At 48.4% G+C, this 14,874-nt stretch carries 15 protein-coding genes; 9 read left to right on the top strand and 6 right to left on the bottom strand.

All coding sequences use genetic code 11. The features are described from left to right. Positions 1 to 55: 55 nt before the first annotated feature. Positions 56 to 955 carry an oligosaccharide flippase family protein gene (locus tag HX884_RS22080; protein WP_309138898.1) on the bottom strand — a complete coding sequence of 300 codons (900 nt, stop codon included), beginning with the start codon at positions 953 to 955 and terminating at the stop codon, positions 56 to 58. A gap of 562 nt (positions 956 to 1,517) precedes the next feature. Here HX884_RS22080 and HX884_RS22075 point away from each other — a divergent pair. Then, positions 1,518 to 2,117: a helix-turn-helix domain-containing protein gene (locus tag HX884_RS22075; protein ID WP_029881980.1), complete on the top strand. Its 600-nt coding sequence runs from the start codon at positions 1,518 to 1,520 to the stop codon at positions 2,115 to 2,117. A 142-nt stretch (positions 2,118 to 2,259) separates the two neighbouring features. Here the strand turns inward: HX884_RS22075 and HX884_RS22070 are convergent, their stop codons facing one another. The 3 genes from HX884_RS22070 to icd all read right to left on the bottom strand — a co-directional run bounded on the left by HX884_RS22070 (position 2,260) and on the right by icd (position 4,944). Continuing rightward, complete coding sequence (locus HX884_RS22070) at positions 2,260 to 2,796, bottom strand: LuxR C-terminal-related transcriptional regulator (RefSeq protein WP_178328799.1); 537 nt, start codon at positions 2,794 to 2,796, stop codon at positions 2,260 to 2,262. 17 nt (positions 2,797 to 2,813) lie between these two features. Beyond that, positions 2,814 to 3,296, bottom strand: coding sequence for a hypothetical protein (locus HX884_RS22065; protein WP_045295795.1), 483 nt, complete (start codon positions 3,294 to 3,296; stop codon positions 2,814 to 2,816). Positions 3,297 to 3,693: 397 nt separating this feature from the next. Further along, complete coding sequence (gene icd, locus HX884_RS22060; RefSeq protein WP_013097077.1) at positions 3,694 to 4,944, bottom strand: NADP-dependent isocitrate dehydrogenase; 1,251 nt, start codon at positions 4,942 to 4,944, stop codon at positions 3,694 to 3,696. A gap of 117 nt (positions 4,945 to 5,061) precedes the next feature. Here icd and rluE point away from each other — a divergent pair, with 117 nt between their 5' ends. From rluE to HX884_RS22020, 8 genes are all read left to right on the top strand, one after another. Continuing rightward, entirely contained in the window at positions 5,062 to 5,715 is a 654-nt protein-coding gene (rluE, locus tag HX884_RS22055; RefSeq protein WP_178328798.1) for a 23S rRNA pseudouridine(2457) synthase RluE, read from the top strand. A 9-nt stretch (positions 5,716 to 5,724) separates the two neighbouring features. Then, on the top strand, positions 5,725 to 6,198 hold the full coding sequence (locus tag HX884_RS22050) for an NUDIX hydrolase (protein WP_178328797.1): 474 nt from the start codon (positions 5,725 to 5,727) through the stop codon (positions 6,196 to 6,198). A gap of 40 nt (positions 6,199 to 6,238) precedes the next feature. Further along, positions 6,239 to 7,351: a tRNA 2-thiouridine(34) synthase MnmA gene (gene mnmA / locus HX884_RS22045; protein ID WP_178328796.1), complete on the top strand. Its 1,113-nt coding sequence runs from the start codon at positions 6,239 to 6,241 to the stop codon at positions 7,349 to 7,351. Between the two features lie 27 nt (positions 7,352 to 7,378). Continuing rightward, positions 7,379 to 8,008, top strand: coding sequence for a high frequency lysogenization protein HflD (gene hflD / locus HX884_RS22040; RefSeq protein WP_013097081.1), 630 nt, complete (start codon positions 7,379 to 7,381; stop codon positions 8,006 to 8,008). 19 nt (positions 8,009 to 8,027) lie between these two features. After that, the gene (purB, locus tag HX884_RS22035) at positions 8,028 to 9,398 is read left to right on the top strand and encodes an adenylosuccinate lyase (protein ID WP_057072773.1); all 1,371 of its coding nucleotides are present in this window, start codon (positions 8,028 to 8,030) and stop codon (positions 9,396 to 9,398) included. A 123-nt stretch (positions 9,399 to 9,521) separates the two neighbouring features. Then, entirely contained in the window at positions 9,522 to 10,193 is a 672-nt protein-coding gene (gene phoP / locus HX884_RS22030; RefSeq protein ID WP_013097083.1) for a two-component system response regulator PhoP, read from the top strand. Next, complete coding sequence (gene phoQ / locus HX884_RS22025; protein ID WP_178328795.1) at positions 10,194 to 11,657, top strand: two-component system sensor histidine kinase PhoQ; 1,464 nt, start codon at positions 10,194 to 10,196, stop codon at positions 11,655 to 11,657. It begins immediately after the preceding gene. A 91-nt stretch (positions 11,658 to 11,748) separates the two neighbouring features. Further along, complete coding sequence (locus tag HX884_RS22020) at positions 11,749 to 12,870, top strand: cupin domain-containing protein (protein WP_014831472.1); 1,122 nt, start codon at positions 11,749 to 11,751, stop codon at positions 12,868 to 12,870. Between the two features lie 44 nt (positions 12,871 to 12,914). Here the strand turns inward: HX884_RS22020 and HX884_RS22015 are convergent, their stop codons facing one another. Then, entirely contained in the window at positions 12,915 to 13,406 is a 492-nt protein-coding gene (locus HX884_RS22015) for a transposase (protein ID WP_178328794.1), read from the bottom strand. A gap of 99 nt (positions 13,407 to 13,505) precedes the next feature. Next, positions 13,506 to 14,729, bottom strand: coding sequence for a peptidase T (gene pepT / locus HX884_RS22010; RefSeq protein ID WP_013097087.1), 1,224 nt, complete (start codon positions 14,727 to 14,729; stop codon positions 13,506 to 13,508). Positions 14,730 to 14,874: the final 145 nt, after the last annotated feature.

The following is a 14,874-nucleotide window of genomic DNA, read 5'->3' as shown; positions in this document are numbered from 1 at the left end:
AGATGCGTGATCTGATCCTTCAACTCAGCAAAAGTTCGATTTATTCAACAAAGTCTCAGCGAGTCAGCTTGGGAAGAAATGACCTGCTTATTCGCACCTTCCCTAATTTAATTATTTTTTGATTATTTTTCTCTCGAAATAAAGATGGAAGACAAGAAGTCAACAACGATAATAAAATGAAACTCCAACTCGTTGCAATGCTTTGAGACACTGAATAAATACCGACATCATGATTTCCATATAAAAAAGAGATTATAAGCACATTCAACCTTGGATAGATTGATGAAATGATTGAAGGAATAACAAGAATGCTTCCCGCATAACTCAGATGGAATAATCTTTTTTTTAGTACACTATACTTAATTGTTACCATCCTTTTATATTGTTTTCTAAATACATATAATTTTAGAAAATAAGGAATGGCACTTATTATTATTAGAGGCAATCCAAAATAGATAATCGGCACTTTATATCTAACCATTAATGCCCTGGCTACTAAGCCGAAAATAAGGCCAACTACGTTTGCAATAGCATTAATTCTTGAGTTCAGTAGTGACTCGTTAAAACTTGTGTAAGTATCAATAGTATAAAAATAATACGCCAAACAGATTGACAGCACTAATGTCATACCTGTTAAATCCATTCTCATATTTAAAAACATTATGCAAATACTTGCAAAAATGATAAATATTATACTTCTCAACACAAATACAGGCATCATTAATTGTATGCCGCCAATCAAGTTTGTGCTTATCCTTTTATAGAATATACTATCGCTGCCAAACACCCCTACAACCTGAACAATTTGAAAAATCGCAGTTGCAATTGCTATTTGCCCAATTACCACAGGCCCCAGGTATTTAGCCACCAAAGCATTTATAAAGAAAAGGCCCACTACGCCGATTGTTTTTTCTGCAATCATCCACAAGAAATTTTTTTGAGTTTTGCTTAACACTTACTCAACCTCATTTAAATATTCATTTCTCTTCATCATCTTTATAAAGCAAATCTATAAATTGAGTTACAACCATACTTTTTTTATTCAACCGGATAAAATAAAAAACAGCTACTATTAGTATCAATAAAGCTATGCATAACAATAGAAACAACATATCGAGCCCCCGTGTTAATACTCAGCCCAACTTAAAAAAGAGATGATTTTTTAAGTGCCAAGCATCAATCCATATAGAATTAATGAGTTGTTTTGCGCAATACCGATAAAAAGTAAATAGTCGTATATCATTCCTATATAGAAATAAATTTCCATATAAATGATTAACTCTAAAAATCACGCTCAAATAACATAAAGCCATCTTCGAATCGACTATTAACAATGATAGGTTGATAAAATCTTAAAAACTCAGCACTTACTTTTGATGATCTGGCCTATAAAAAATTAAATTATGTATAATTACACAAACACATATTTAAATTTAAACTTGCCATCTTCTAAAAAGGTTATATGATTACCTAACATCAAACTTTAAGAATGAAAATAGTAGCTGAGGCTTCACACCATGTTTAACCATATCTTAGAGATTGTTGAAGGATCTAACAAGTTTATGCGCATTTATGCGTCAAATGGACAACGAATAAACTTCATGCTTAATAATAAACCACATGTATACTTTCTCACTGAAGGTAGAGTAGACATTTATAGAAAAGCAGACGATATTTTAATTTTCACTGTATATGCGCCTTATATTCTAGGGATAATCTTTATGTTCGAAAAAGATGATTACCATTACTTTCGAGCTTCAACGGATGCAACTTTCACAGCAATTTCAACTGTGGAATTGGATTGTTTGGCTGATAGTAATAACTTGTGGAAACATTTTTTCTTAATGACTTGTGAAATCACTTTAAACTTTTTCAAAAGAGACCAGAGATTTTCATCAAAAAATGCCTACGATATTATAAAAAACAATTTAGAAGCCATATGGGAATTACCAGAGAATGAAAGATCTCAAATTTCAGTATTCAAGTTCATTTTATCCAGAAGCTCAATTTCTCGTAGTTCCTTAAATAAAGTTTTAAAAGATTTGAATGATGGTGGATATATTAACATTCACAGAGGAAAGCTTCTAAACATCAAAAATTTACCATTAAAATATTAATCATTTAGGAGGCAGAAATATCTTTCGCCATAATGGTGTTGTTTCTGATGCAATTCTTTTGTTTTCATTGATGCGATAATTAGCATAAAAACAATAAATTGAAAATGGAATCAATACCATTATCGTTAAAATAGATATTATGTTATACGTGTTCATACAACCCTTCTTTTGTTGCCAAAGCATACATATACAATTCATGCCTATTCTTCAGGTTTAATTTTTGCAAAATATTACGCCTATGAGAGCTGATTGTCTTTTTTGTTATGTTAAGCATAATAGCAATTTTGTCATCTGTTGCTCCCTCAGAAAATAAAGTTAACAGCAGGGTCTCTTTCGATGATAACTTTTTAAAATAAAGTGCATTGTGAAGATAATCTTGATTTGTTAAATCATTAAAACACTCTATATATTTATCCAAATCATAATTACATGGCAAAATTAACGTTTTTTCCGGTCTATATTTTGAAACTGCGTAACAATGTAAGAAATTATCTGTAATGATTATATCTTGAGTATGATACTTATGATAAAAAATAAGAGCTGGAAGCTTAGCGGTTTGCTCAACGTTATATGTGTAAGATTCAAATACTTTAGAATTGTAAATGAGTTCCCTGATGCCGTAATATAAAAAATAGTTATCAGTAATAACATATATTCTTATTATTTTTTTTGATATCATTTCATTCACCTTGAAAGTCAGAACAAATATCCTATCCCAATGATGAAAGTATCTATTTCTTTGTTATCAACAAGACCCAATTCATATCCTGTATTTAATTGAATATTGTTTGTTAAGTTGTAAAACAAACCAGTACCAAAAGCTGCCCCATAAATCTCATGACTTTGATCAGGTTTCATTTTTGAACCACAAGAAATACCAGCAAGTCCATAAAAATTTATATCTTGTGTGATATTAATAGCGAGCCCCGGCATAATTGATGCGTATTTGTTTTTCAAATAAGAGTTCCCGGAACCGCTGGTATTCTGTATATAAGTACCTGATGCGACCAGTGCAAAATTACCCATATCGTGTTTAAATATCACATTCATGCCATGCATCTTTTCGGCCCCACTCTCTTTGCCTGCAGCATAATTTATAGACATTGAATTACTGGCAAATACTGGCATGGTAAAAGCGCCAAAAAAAAGAAAAGCAGCTGCTAGATTAAATTTATGCATAGTTCCTCCAATAATTTCTCTTAAATATACAGAGATAAAATTGTGTTACCAGCATATAAATACACATGCAAAAGTTTTAATTGCACAACAAAATGTTTATTTTTATATATTGACTAAGGCTACTGACACGAACCAGTCATTTCTGGATAAAGTATTTTAAGGAAATGAAATTCGGGATTGTTTATTTTTGATACATCAGGAAGTAAAATGCGCATACAGTTGATATATTTACAGTAGAGAATATACCCTACCGTAAATTGTTGTGGCAGATACAGAGAGAACTGGAAATAACATCTGCTTAAAAAAGGGTTTTGATAAGCTCTTGATAACCATCCGAAAAATAATAATAAAAACGGGAACCAATCGGCTCCCGTTGTTGTATAACCCAGCTAATAGATTACATATTCGCGATAATCGCGTCACCAAACTCTGAACATTTCAGCAGCTTAGCGCCTTCCATCAGACGTTCGAAGTCGTAGGTTACGGTTTTCGCGTTAATCGCGCCTTCCATACCTTTAACGATCAGGTCTGCGGCTTCGAACCATTCCATATGACGCAGCATCATCTCTGCGGACAGGATGATAGAGCCTGGGTTCACTTTGTCCTGGCCTGCGTATTTTGGTGCAGTACCGTGTGTTGCTTCGAACAGGGCGCATTCGTCACCGATGTTCGCGCCTGGGGCGATACCGATACCGCCAACCTGTGCAGCCAGGGCGTCGGAGATGTAGTCACCGTTCAGGTTCATACAGGCGATCACGTCGTATTCCGCTGGACGCAGCAGGATCTGCTGCAGGAACGCATCGGCGATAACATCTTTAATGATGATCTCTTTGCCGGTGTTCGGGTTCTTGATCTTCTGCCATGGGCCGCCGTCGATCAGCTCACCGCCGAACTCTTCTTGCGCCAACTGGTAACCCCAGTCTTTGAACGCGCCTTCGGTGAACTTCATGATGTTGCCTTTGTGAACCAGGGTCACAGAGTCACGGTCGTTGGTGATCGCGTATTCAATTGCCGCGCGCACCAGACGTTTGGTCCCTTCTTCGGAGCACGGCTTGATGCCGATACCGCAATGCTCAGGGAAGCGAATTTTCTTCACGCCCATCTCTTCGCGCAGGAATTTAATCACTTTTTCTGCGTCAGCAGAGTCAGCTTTCCATTCGATACCCGCGTAGATGTCTTCTGAGTTTTCGCGGAAGATAACCATATCGGTCAGCTCAGGGTGCTTAACCGGGCTTGGGGTGCCCTGATAGTAACGAACCGGACGCAGACACACGTACAGGTCCAGCTCCTGACGCAGTGCCACGTTCAGGGAACGGATACCGCCACCAACTGGCGTCGTCAGTGGGCCTTTGATAGCAACGCGGTAGTCGCGGATCAGGTCCAGCGTTTCTGCTGGCAGCCAAACGTCCTGGCCATAAACTTGAGTAGATTTTTCACCGGTGTAAATTTCCATCCAGGAAATTTTACGCTCGCCTTTGTAGGCTTTCTCAACAGCGGCATCAACCACTTTCAGCATTGCCGGGGTAACGTCTACACCGATACCATCACCTTCGATGAATGGAATGATCGGATTGTGAGGAACGTTAATCTTGCCGTTTTGCAGGGTGATCTTTTTACCTTCCGCCGGAACAACTACTTTGCTTTCCATTAACCTCTCCTTCGAGCGCTTCTGGTTGTTACTGATCTTATGTTAATAAATTGTAATGAGCCCTTCGATAGTACCTGATTGTCCTGCGCCATGAAAGGTCTTCGTTATTAGGCTATAATGCGGCAATTGATAACGCCTGAAAATACCATGAAGAAAACTTCTTTTACAAAACACCTGGTTGAGCGATTCAGCTCACGACAAGCCGCCAGAAGACCGCAAGAAAGCCAGCCAAAGCGGGTTATTTTGTTCAATAAACCCTACGATGTGTTGCCGCAGTTTACCGACGAAGCCGGGCGCAGCACGTTAAAGGATTACATTCCTGTTCAGGGCGTTTATGCCGCGGGTCGTCTGGACCGCGATAGCGAAGGTCTGCTGGTCTTAACCAACGACGGAGCCCTACAGGCAAAACTCACGCAGCCCGGAAAACGCACCGGCAAAATTTACTTTGTGCAGGTGGAAGGTGAGCCGGATGAAGAGGCGCTCGCCGCACTCCGCAACGGCGTGACGTTAAACGATGGCCCCACCCTGCCCGCAGGTATTGAACGTGTGAATGAACCGGAGTGGCTGTGGCCGCGCAACCCGCCCATTCGCGAGCGCAAATCTATTCCCACCAGCTGGCTCAAAATCACCCTTTATGAAGGCCGTAACCGTCAGGTTCGGCGCATGACCGCCCACGTGGGCTTCCCTACCCTGCGCCTGATTCGCTATGCCATGGGCAGTTACACGCTGGATTCCCTGGCTAACGGTGAATGGCGGGACGTTGCCCCTTAAGGAGTCAATATGTTTAAACCTCATGTCACGGTCGCCTGTGTGGTTCACGCGCAGGGGAAATTCCTGGTTGTAGAAGAGAGCATTAACGGCAAAGCGCTGTGGAATCAGCCAGCCGGGCATCTGGAAGCCAATGAAACCTTATTACAGGCCGCAAAACGTGAACTCTGGGAAGAGACGGGCATCCGCGCGGAGCCTCAGCACTTCATTCGTATGCATCAGTGGATTGCGCCTGATAAAACGCCCTTCCTGCGTTTTTTATTTGCCGTCGAGCTTAGCGAAACGTGCGCCACTGCGCCGCACGACGACGATATCGATCGCTGCCTGTGGGTCAGCGCCGACGAGATCCTGAACGCGCCAAACCTGCGCTCGCCGCTGGTTGCCGAAAGCATTCGCTGCTGGCAGTCAGGCGCACGCTTGCCGCTGGAGGTCATCGCAGAATTTAACTGGCCGTTTACAGAGGGTGTCAATGGTGGGGGGGCGTGATAGAATACGCCGCCTTGAAGTTCAATGTCGTGAGTATTCCATGTCAGATAACAGCCAGAAAAAAGTGATCGTCGGCATGTCCGGCGGTGTCGATTCCTCCGTTTCCGCCTACCTGTTGCAAAAACAGGGCTATAAGGTGGAGGGCCTGTTCATGAAGAACTGGGAGGAAGATGATGGCGAGGAATATTGCACTGCCGCTGCGGATCTCGCCGATGCGCAGGCCGTGTGCGACAAGCTCGGCATTGAACTGCACACCGTTAACTTTGCCGCAGAATACTGGGATAACGTGTTTGAGCTTTTCCTGGAAGAGTACAAAGCGGGCCGTACCCCAAACCCGGATATTCTGTGCAACAAAGAGATCAAATTTAAAGCCTTCCTCGAATTCGCGGCGGAAGATCTGGGCGCAGACTATATTGCGACCGGTCACTACGTGCGTCGCGCCGATGTGAACGGCAAAAGCCAGCTGCTTCGCGGTCTGGACGGTAATAAAGATCAGAGCTATTTCCTTTATACGTTAAGCCATGAACAGATTGCACAAAGCCTGTTCCCGGTTGGCGAGCTGGAAAAGCCAGAAGTCCGTAAAATTGCTGAAGAGCTGGATCTGATCACCGCGAAGAAAAAAGACTCCACCGGTATCTGCTTTATTGGCGAGCGCAAATTCCGCGATTTCCTTGGTCGCTACCTGCCTGCGCAGCCGGGCAAAATTGTCACCGTCGATGGCGACGAAATTGGCCAGCATCAGGGGTTGATGTACCACACCCTCGGCCAGCGTAAAGGCCTGGGTATCGGCGGTACCAAAGACGGTAGCGAAGATCCGTGGTACGTGGTCGACAAAGATGTCGAAAACAATATTCTGATCGTCGCTCAGGGGCACGACCATCCGCGTCTGATGTCCGTTGGCCTGATCGCGCAACAGTTGCACTGGGTCGACCGTGAACCGCTCAAAGGTACCCTGCGCTGCACGGTAAAAACACGCTACCGTCAGACGGATATCCCCTGCACCATTACCGCGCTGGATGACGATCGCATTGACGTGCGTTTTGACGAGCCAGTTGCAGCCGTCACGCCGGGCCAGTCCGCCGTCTTCTACAGCGGTGATATCTGCCTGGGTGGTGGAATCATAGAACAGCGCCTGCCGCTGCCGGCCGTTTAACCCGATTGCACACATAAAGGAGAACGTGTGGCGAAGAACTATTATGACATCACCCTGGCACTGGCAGGAATTTGCCAGTCAGCCCGTCTGGTGCAACAGCTGGCGCATCAGGGTCATTGTGACGCTGACGCGCTGCACGTTTCGCTCAACAGCGTTATCGATCTCAACCCCGGTTCAACCCTGGGTGTCTTCGGTGGCAGCGAAACCAATCTTCGTCTCGGTCTTGAAACCTTGCTTGGCGTGCTTAATGCCAGCAGCCGTCAGGGATTAAACGCAGAGCTTACCCGTTATACATTAAGCCTGATGGTGCTGGAACGTAAACTCAGCGCAGCGAAAGGCGCGCTGAATACGCTGGGTGACCGCATTGCCGGATTGCAGCGTCAGCTCGACCATTTTGATCTGCAGTCTGAAACGCTGTTGAGCGCCATGGCCGGTATTTATGTTGATGTCATCAGTCCGCTGGGCCCGCGTATCCAGGTCACCGGTTCACCTGCCGTACTGCAAAGCCCGCAGGTTCAGGCAAAAGTACGCGCCTCGCTGCTGGCCGGTATCCGTGCCGCCGTGCTGTGGCATCAGGTTGGCGGTGGCCGCCTGCAGTTAATGTTTTCTCGTAATCGCCTGACGACTCAGGCAAAACAAATTCTTGCTCATTGTTAACCTCCCGGAGTTGCGAATTATGGAATTATCCTCACTGACCGCCGTATCCCCTGTCGATGGACGCTACGGCGATAAAGTCAGCGCGCTGCGCGGGATCTTCAGCGAATATGGCCTGCTGAAGTTCCGTGTTCAGGTTGAAGTACGCTGGCTGCAAAAGCTGGCCGCCCAGGCAGCAATCAAGGAAGTTCCTGCTTTTGACGCCCAGGCAAACGATTACCTTGATAAAATCGTTGCTGACTTCAATGAAGAAGATGCTGCTCGCATCAAGACCATTGAACGTACCACCAACCACGACGTAAAAGCGGTTGAGTACTTCCTGAAAGAGAAAGTGGCAAGCGTTCCGGCGCTGCACGCGGTGTCTGAATTCATTCACTTCGCCTGTACTTCTGAAGACATCAATAACCTGTCTCACGCATTGATGCTCTCTACCGCGCGCAAAGAGGTGGTTCTGCCTTACTGGCGTAAAATCATTGACGCGGTGAAAGCGTTGTCTGTGGAATACCGCGACATTCCCCTGCTCTCCCGTACCCATGGTCAGCCCGCTACGCCATCGACGATGGGTAAAGAGATGGCTAACGTGGCATACCGTATGGAGCGTCAGTATCGTCAACTGGAACAGATTGAGATCCTCGGTAAAATCAATGGTGCGGTAGGTAACTACAACGCCCATATCGCCGCTTACCCGGAAGTGGACTGGCATCAGTTCAGTGAAGAGTTCGTGACCTCCCTGGGAATTCAGTGGAACCCGTACACCACTCAGATTGAGCCGCACGACTATATCGCCGAGCTGTTCGACTGTATCGCCCGCTTCAACACCATTCTGATCGACTTCGACCGCGACGTGTGGGGTTATATCGCGCTGAACCACTTCAAGCAGAAGACCATCGCCGGTGAAATCGGCTCTTCAACCATGCCGCACAAAGTGAACCCGATTGACTTCGAAAACTCCGAAGGCAACCTGGGTCTGGCCAACGCCGTGTTGCAGCATATGGCGAGCAAACTGCCGGTTTCCCGCTGGCAGCGCGACCTGACCGACTCCACCGTGCTGCGTAACCTGGGCGTGGGGATTGGCTATGCGCTGATCGCCTATCAGTCCACCCTGAAAGGGGTGAGCAAGCTGGAAGTGAACCGCGATCGTCTGCTGGACGAGCTGGACCACAACTGGGAAGTGCTGGCCGAGCCGATCCAGACCGTGATGCGTCGTTACGGCATCGAAAAACCGTATGAAAAACTGAAAGAGCTGACCCGTGGTAAACGTGTCGATGCGGAAGGTATGAAACAGTTTATCGATAGCCTCGCATTGCCGGAAGCGGAAAAAAACCGCCTGAAAGAGATGACACCAGCGAATTACATTGGCCGCGCCATCACCATGGTCGACGAGCTGAAGTAATCTCCCCCGCCCTCTTTTCGCCCGAAAAGGGGGCTGCTTTTTCCCCGGTTTACTCAATGTTTATCCCCACAACAACATAATCAGCGTTAAACTATTTATACTATTAATTCTGGGAGAAAGATGATGCGCGTACTGGTTGTTGAGGATAACGCATTGCTACGTCATCACCTGAAGGTTCAGCTTCAGGAGATGGGACATCAGGTGGATGATGCGGAAGATGCAAAAGAAGCCGATTATTATCTCAATGAACACCTGCCGGATATCGCCATCGTTGATCTCGGGTTACCTGACGAAGACGGACTGTCATTGATTCGCCGCTGGCGCAGCCACGATGTCTCCCTTCCTGTCCTGGTGCTGACCGCGCGTGAAGGCTGGCAGGACAAAGTGGAAGTGCTCAGTGCCGGTGCCGATGATTACGTCACCAAACCGTTTCATATTGAAGAAGTGGCGGCACGCATGCAGGCATTGTTACGCCGCAACAGCGGGCTCGCCTCCCAGGTGATTTCCCTTCCACCTTTCCAGGTGGATCTCTCCCGGCGGGAATTCTCAATCAACAATGAAGTCATCAAACTGACGGCCTTCGAATACACCATCATGGAAACGCTGATCCGTAACAACGGTAAAGTGGTGAGCAAAGACTCCTTAATGCTCCAGCTTTACCCGGATGCCGAACTGCGTGAGAGTCACACCATTGATGTGCTGATGGGCCGTTTGCGTAAGAAGATTCAGGCGCAGTATCCGCATGATGTGATCACAACCGTGCGCGGTCAGGGCTACCTGTTCGAATTACGCTAAATGAAACGACTAATGCGGCACATTATGCCCCTTTCACTGCGGGTTCGCTTTTTGCTGGCCACAGCCGCCGTTGTGCTGGTGCTGTCGCTTTCTTACGGCATGGTGGCGCTGGTTGGTTACAGCGTCAGTTTTGATAAAACGACCTTTCGTCTGCTGCGCGGTGAGAGCAACCTGTTTTATACCCTCGCAAAGTGGGAAAACAACCAGATCAGCGTCGAGATGCCGGAGAATCTTAACCAGCAGAGTCCCACGCTGGCGCTGATTTACAATGAAAAAGGGAAACTGCTGTGGGCACAGCGTGATGTTCCCTGGCTGGTGAAAAGCATCCGCCCGGAATGGCTGAAAACCAACGGATTCCATGAAATTGAAGCCGATCTGAATACCACCAGCAGCCTGCTGCGCGAAGATCGCTCTCTGCAAAAAAAGCTGAATGAGATCCGCGCCGATGACGCCGAAACAGAAATGACCCACTCCGTCGCCATCAACCTCTATCCCGCCACGCCTGACATGCCGCAGCTGACCATCGTAGTGGTGGATACCATCCCCGTCGAGCTTAAACGCTCTTATCGGGTCTGGGGCTGGTTCGTCTACGTGCTGGCTGCCAATCTGCTGCTGGTCATACCGCTGCTGTGGATTGCTGCCTGGTGGAGTTTGCGCCCGATTGAATCGCTGGCGAAAGAGGTTCGCGAGCTGGAGGAGCATCATCGCGAGAAGCTTAATCCTGAGACAACGCGTGAGCTAACAAGTCTGGTGCGTAACCTTAACCGCCTGCTGAAAAGTGAACGCGAGCGCTACGATAAATACCGCACAACGTTGACTGACCTAACTCACAGCCTGAAGACCCCGCTGGCCGTCATGCAAAGCACCCTGCGATCCATGCGCAGCTCCAGAATGAGCGTTGATGATGCCGAGCCGGTGATGCTTGAGCAGATCAGTCGTATTTCGCAGCAAATTGGCTACTATCTTCATCGCGCCAGCATGCGTTCCGGCAGCGCCCTGCTGAGCCGGGAGCTGCACCCCGTGGCACCACTGCTGGATAACCTGACCTCTGCGCTGAATAAGGTGTATCAGCGTAAAGGGGTGAACATCAGTCTCGATATCTCTCCTGAAATCAGTTTCGTCGGCGAAATGAATGATTTCATGGAGGTGATGGGTAACCTGCTCGATAACGCCTGTAAATATTGTCTGGAGTTCGTGGAGGTTTCCGCCCGTCAGACGGACAACGAGCTGCACATCATTGTTGAGGACGATGGCCCGGGGATCCCGCGAAACAAACGTGACGTGGTATTTGATCGCGGTCAGCGTGCGGATACATTGCGTCCCGGCCAGGGGGTGGGGTTGTCCGTCGCACGCGAGATCGTCGACCAGTACGACGGCAAAATCGAAACCGGTGAAAGTTTACTTGGCGGTGCCAGAATGGAAGTGATTTTTGGCCGTCAGCAGCCCACATCGAACGATAGTTAGCCCGTTATGTGAAAAATGCGCGGATCTCGCACCCAGGCTTCTGCGCTTCCGTTATAATCCGACTCAGTAAGAGCCTGCGGAATAAAAAAATATGGATTATCACTTAGCACTGAACTGGCCCGAGTTTATTGAACGCTACTGGCAGAAACGCCCGGTAGTTCTTAAGCGCGGGTTCAGCAATTTTGTCGACCCTATCTCGCCTGACGAACTGGCTGGCCTGGCCATGGAAAACGAAGTCGACAGCCGCCTGGTGAGCCACCAGGATGGAAAATGGCAGGTCAGCCATGGTCCTTTCGAAAGCTACGATCACCTCGGTGAAAATAACTGGTCATTACTGGTGCAGGCGGTCAACCACTGGCACGAGCCGACGGCAGCCTTAATGCGCCCATTCCGCGCCCTGCCCGACTGGCGAATGGACGATCTGATGATCTCCTTCTCCGTGCCAGGGGGCGGCGTTGGCCCACATCTGGATCAGTACGATGTGTTTATCATTCAGGGGACCGGCCGCCGTCGCTGGCGCGTGGGTGAAAAAGTGCCGATGAAACAGCACTGCCCGCATCCTGACCTGCTTCAGGTGGATCCGTTTGACGGGATCATCGACGAAGAGCTGGAGCCGGGAGATATTCTTTATATTCCGCCGGGATTCCCGCATGAAGGCTACTCGCTGGAAAACTCCCTCAATTATTCTGTCGGATTCCGCGCGCCAAGTGGTCGTGAGATGATCAGCGGTTTTGCCGATTACGTTCTGCAACGCGAGCTGGGCAGCCATCGCTACAGCGATCCGGATGTGCCTTCCCGCGAGCATCCGGCAGACATTCTGCCAGCAGAACTGGATAAGCTGCGCGGCATGATGCTGGATCTGATCAACGAGCCGGAACATTTCAGACAGTGGTTTGGTGAGTTTATCAGCCAGTCACGTCACGAGCTGGATGTGGCGCCTCCGGAGCCGCCGTACCAGGCCGACGAGATTTATGATGCGCTGCAGCAGGGTGACAAGCTGGTTCGCCTGGGTGGGTTACGCGTGCTGCGCATCGGTGAAGATGTCTTCGTCAACGGCGAGAAGCTGGATTCTCCGCATCGCCCGGCGCTGGAAGCCATCGCCAGCCATCTGGTACTGACTGCCGATACCTTTGGCGACGCCCTGGAAGATCCCTCTTTCCTCGCCATGCTTGCCGCGCTGGTCAACAGCGGGTATTGGTTCTTTGAGGACTGAGTTGTAATGTATTGCCGGGTGGCGGCTACGCTTACCCGGCGTTTTTACTTCCACTCCCCCGCCGCAAAATCCACAATCTCCGCGGCCCGATCCGCCGGATACAACCCTTCCCGTACATCCCGATGAAACGTTGAAAACGGCCAGTCGACAACCTTACCAACGTACCCATGTTTCACCGGGTTGAGGTAGATGTAATCCATATGTCGGCGGTAATCATTGTCGTTGCGGATGGTATGTTCCCAGAAACGCGCCTGCCAGATGTGGCGCATTTCAATGTTTCGTGAGAACGTTTTTTTGATGTCACGCCAGCGCCCGGAAAAATCGCTGTCACCTTCCGGCAAGGTCCAGATACAGTGCATATGTTCAGGAAGGATCACCCAGCCATTAATCGTAAAGGGCTTTGATCGTTTCACCGAGGAGGTGGCCTGGCGGAGGCTATCAATATGGCGGGTAAGTAAATCGCTCTGTCGGTTTTGCAGGTTAACGGTAAAAAACCAGGTGCCGCCGGGGACGTAATGGCGACGGTAGTTTGACATGGGCACTCCTTGCCTTTATGTCCGGTGGCGCTGCGCTTACCGGGCCTACGATCCGAATTTAGGCCCGGTAAGGCGAAGCCGCCACCCGGCTTAATGTGGCTAACGCTTCGCGGTTAACTCCGCAATCCGCACAATCACCTTCACCGCTTTTTCCATTCCTTCCAGCGTCACAAACTCATGCTTACCGTGGTAGTTGTATCCCCCGGTAAAGAGATTCGGGCACGGCAATCCCATGAAGGACAGTTGCGAACCGTCGGTGCCGCCGCGAATCGGCTTCAGCACCGGTTCAATATCGCAGTCGCGCATGGCCTGCTGGGCGATATCCAGGATATGCGGATGCTCCATAACCTTCTCGCGCATATTGTAGTAGCTGTCTTCAATAATCAGCTCAATATAGCAGTCCGGGTGTAGCCCCTTACCCACCTTCTTCGCGATTTCCATCATCTTACGCTTGCGCGCTTCGAACGCTTTACGGTCGAAGTCACGCACGATGTAGTGCATCTGCGCGCTGTCCACCGTGCCTTTGATGCTGGTCAGGTGATAAAAACCTTCATAACCTTCGGTCTGCTCCGGGCTCTCATTCGCCGGGACTTCCGCATGAATACGGGACGCCAGCGACAGCGCATTCACCATCACACCTTTGGCGGAGCCAGGATGCACATTATTACCCACAATTTTGATGGTCACGGACGCGGCATTGAAGTTTTCAAATTCCAGTTCGCCCACGCCACCGCCGTCCACGGTATAGGCCCACTGCGCGTTAAAGGCCTCGACATCAAAATGTTTCGCCCCTTTGCCCACCTCTTCGTCCGGCGTAAAGGCCACACGGATATCACCGTGCGGAATATTTTTTCCTTTCAGCACCGCCAGTGCCGTCATGATTTCCGCGATACCCGCTTTGTCATCTGCCCCCAGCAGCGTTTTGCCATCCGTTGTGATCAGCGTCTGCCCAAGCAGCTGGTGCAGCACCGGGAACATCACCGGCGAAAGCACTTCGTCACCTATTCCCAGCGCAATGTCACCGCCACGGTAGTTTTCCACAATCTGCGGATTAACATGTTTACCGCTAAAATCCGGAGAGGTGTCGACATGGGAGATAAAGCCAATCGCCGGAATATCACCGGGGACGTTGGCAGGCAGCGTTCCCATCACAGTGCCTTTTTCGCTCAGGGTGACATTGACCAGCCCCATGGCCTCAAGCTGCTCTTTGAGCAGGTTTAATAACTTCCACTGGCCTTCGGTGCTTGGCACCTGGCGGACACCCGGTTTAGATTGGGTATCCAGCGAAACGTACTGTAAAAAACGCTCAAGTAATTTATCCATGCAGTCACCCTCACTTTTTGTGACAACATTATCAATAAGCATCAAAACGCAAATATTGCGTCAGGTCACTTTTATCCCGCAAACGAGAATATTTAATGAGATGGTCACTCCCTCCTTCCCGGTACTATGCTGAGGACAGGCTTTC

Source organism: Enterobacter sp. SECR19-1250 (assembly GCF_013391025.1).
Classification (GTDB): Bacteria; Pseudomonadota; Gammaproteobacteria; order Enterobacterales; family Enterobacteriaceae; genus Enterobacter; species Enterobacter cloacae.
The sequence above is the reverse complement of the archived record's forward strand: the minus strand, read 5'-3'. Positions and strand labels throughout refer to the sequence as shown.

Excerpts from the sequence above, each read along its gene's own strand:
- phoQ (WP_178328795.1), top strand. The coding sequence starts at position 10,194 with ATGAAACGACTAATGCGGCACATTATGCCCCTTTCACTGCGGGTTCGC.
- rluE (WP_178328798.1), top strand. The coding sequence starts at position 5,062 with ATGCGGCAATTGATAACGCCTGAAAATACCATGAAGAAAACTTCTTTT.
- HX884_RS22070 (WP_178328799.1), bottom strand. The coding sequence starts at position 2,796 with ATGATATCAAAAAAAATAATAAGAATATATGTTATTACTGATAACTAT.
- phoP (WP_013097083.1), top strand. The coding sequence starts at position 9,522 with ATGCGCGTACTGGTTGTTGAGGATAACGCATTGCTACGTCATCACCTG.
- HX884_RS22050 (WP_178328797.1), top strand. The coding sequence starts at position 5,725 with ATGTTTAAACCTCATGTCACGGTCGCCTGTGTGGTTCACGCGCAGGGG.
- mnmA (WP_178328796.1), top strand. The coding sequence starts at position 6,239 with ATGTCAGATAACAGCCAGAAAAAAGTGATCGTCGGCATGTCCGGCGGT.
- icd (WP_013097077.1), bottom strand. The coding sequence starts at position 4,944 with ATGGAAAGCAAAGTAGTTGTTCCGGCGGAAGGTAAAAAGATCACCCTG.
- purB (WP_057072773.1), top strand. The coding sequence starts at position 8,028 with ATGGAATTATCCTCACTGACCGCCGTATCCCCTGTCGATGGACGCTAC.
- HX884_RS22065 (WP_045295795.1), bottom strand. The coding sequence starts at position 3,296 with ATGCATAAATTTAATCTAGCAGCTGCTTTTCTTTTTTTTGGCGCTTTT.
- HX884_RS22015 (WP_178328794.1), bottom strand. The coding sequence starts at position 13,406 with ATGTCAAACTACCGTCGCCATTACGTCCCCGGCGGCACCTGGTTTTTT.
- HX884_RS22075 (WP_029881980.1), top strand. The coding sequence starts at position 1,518 with ATGTTTAACCATATCTTAGAGATTGTTGAAGGATCTAACAAGTTTATG.
- pepT (WP_013097087.1), bottom strand. The coding sequence starts at position 14,729 with ATGGATAAATTACTTGAGCGTTTTTTACAGTACGTTTCGCTGGATACC.
- HX884_RS22020 (WP_014831472.1), top strand. The coding sequence starts at position 11,749 with ATGGATTATCACTTAGCACTGAACTGGCCCGAGTTTATTGAACGCTAC.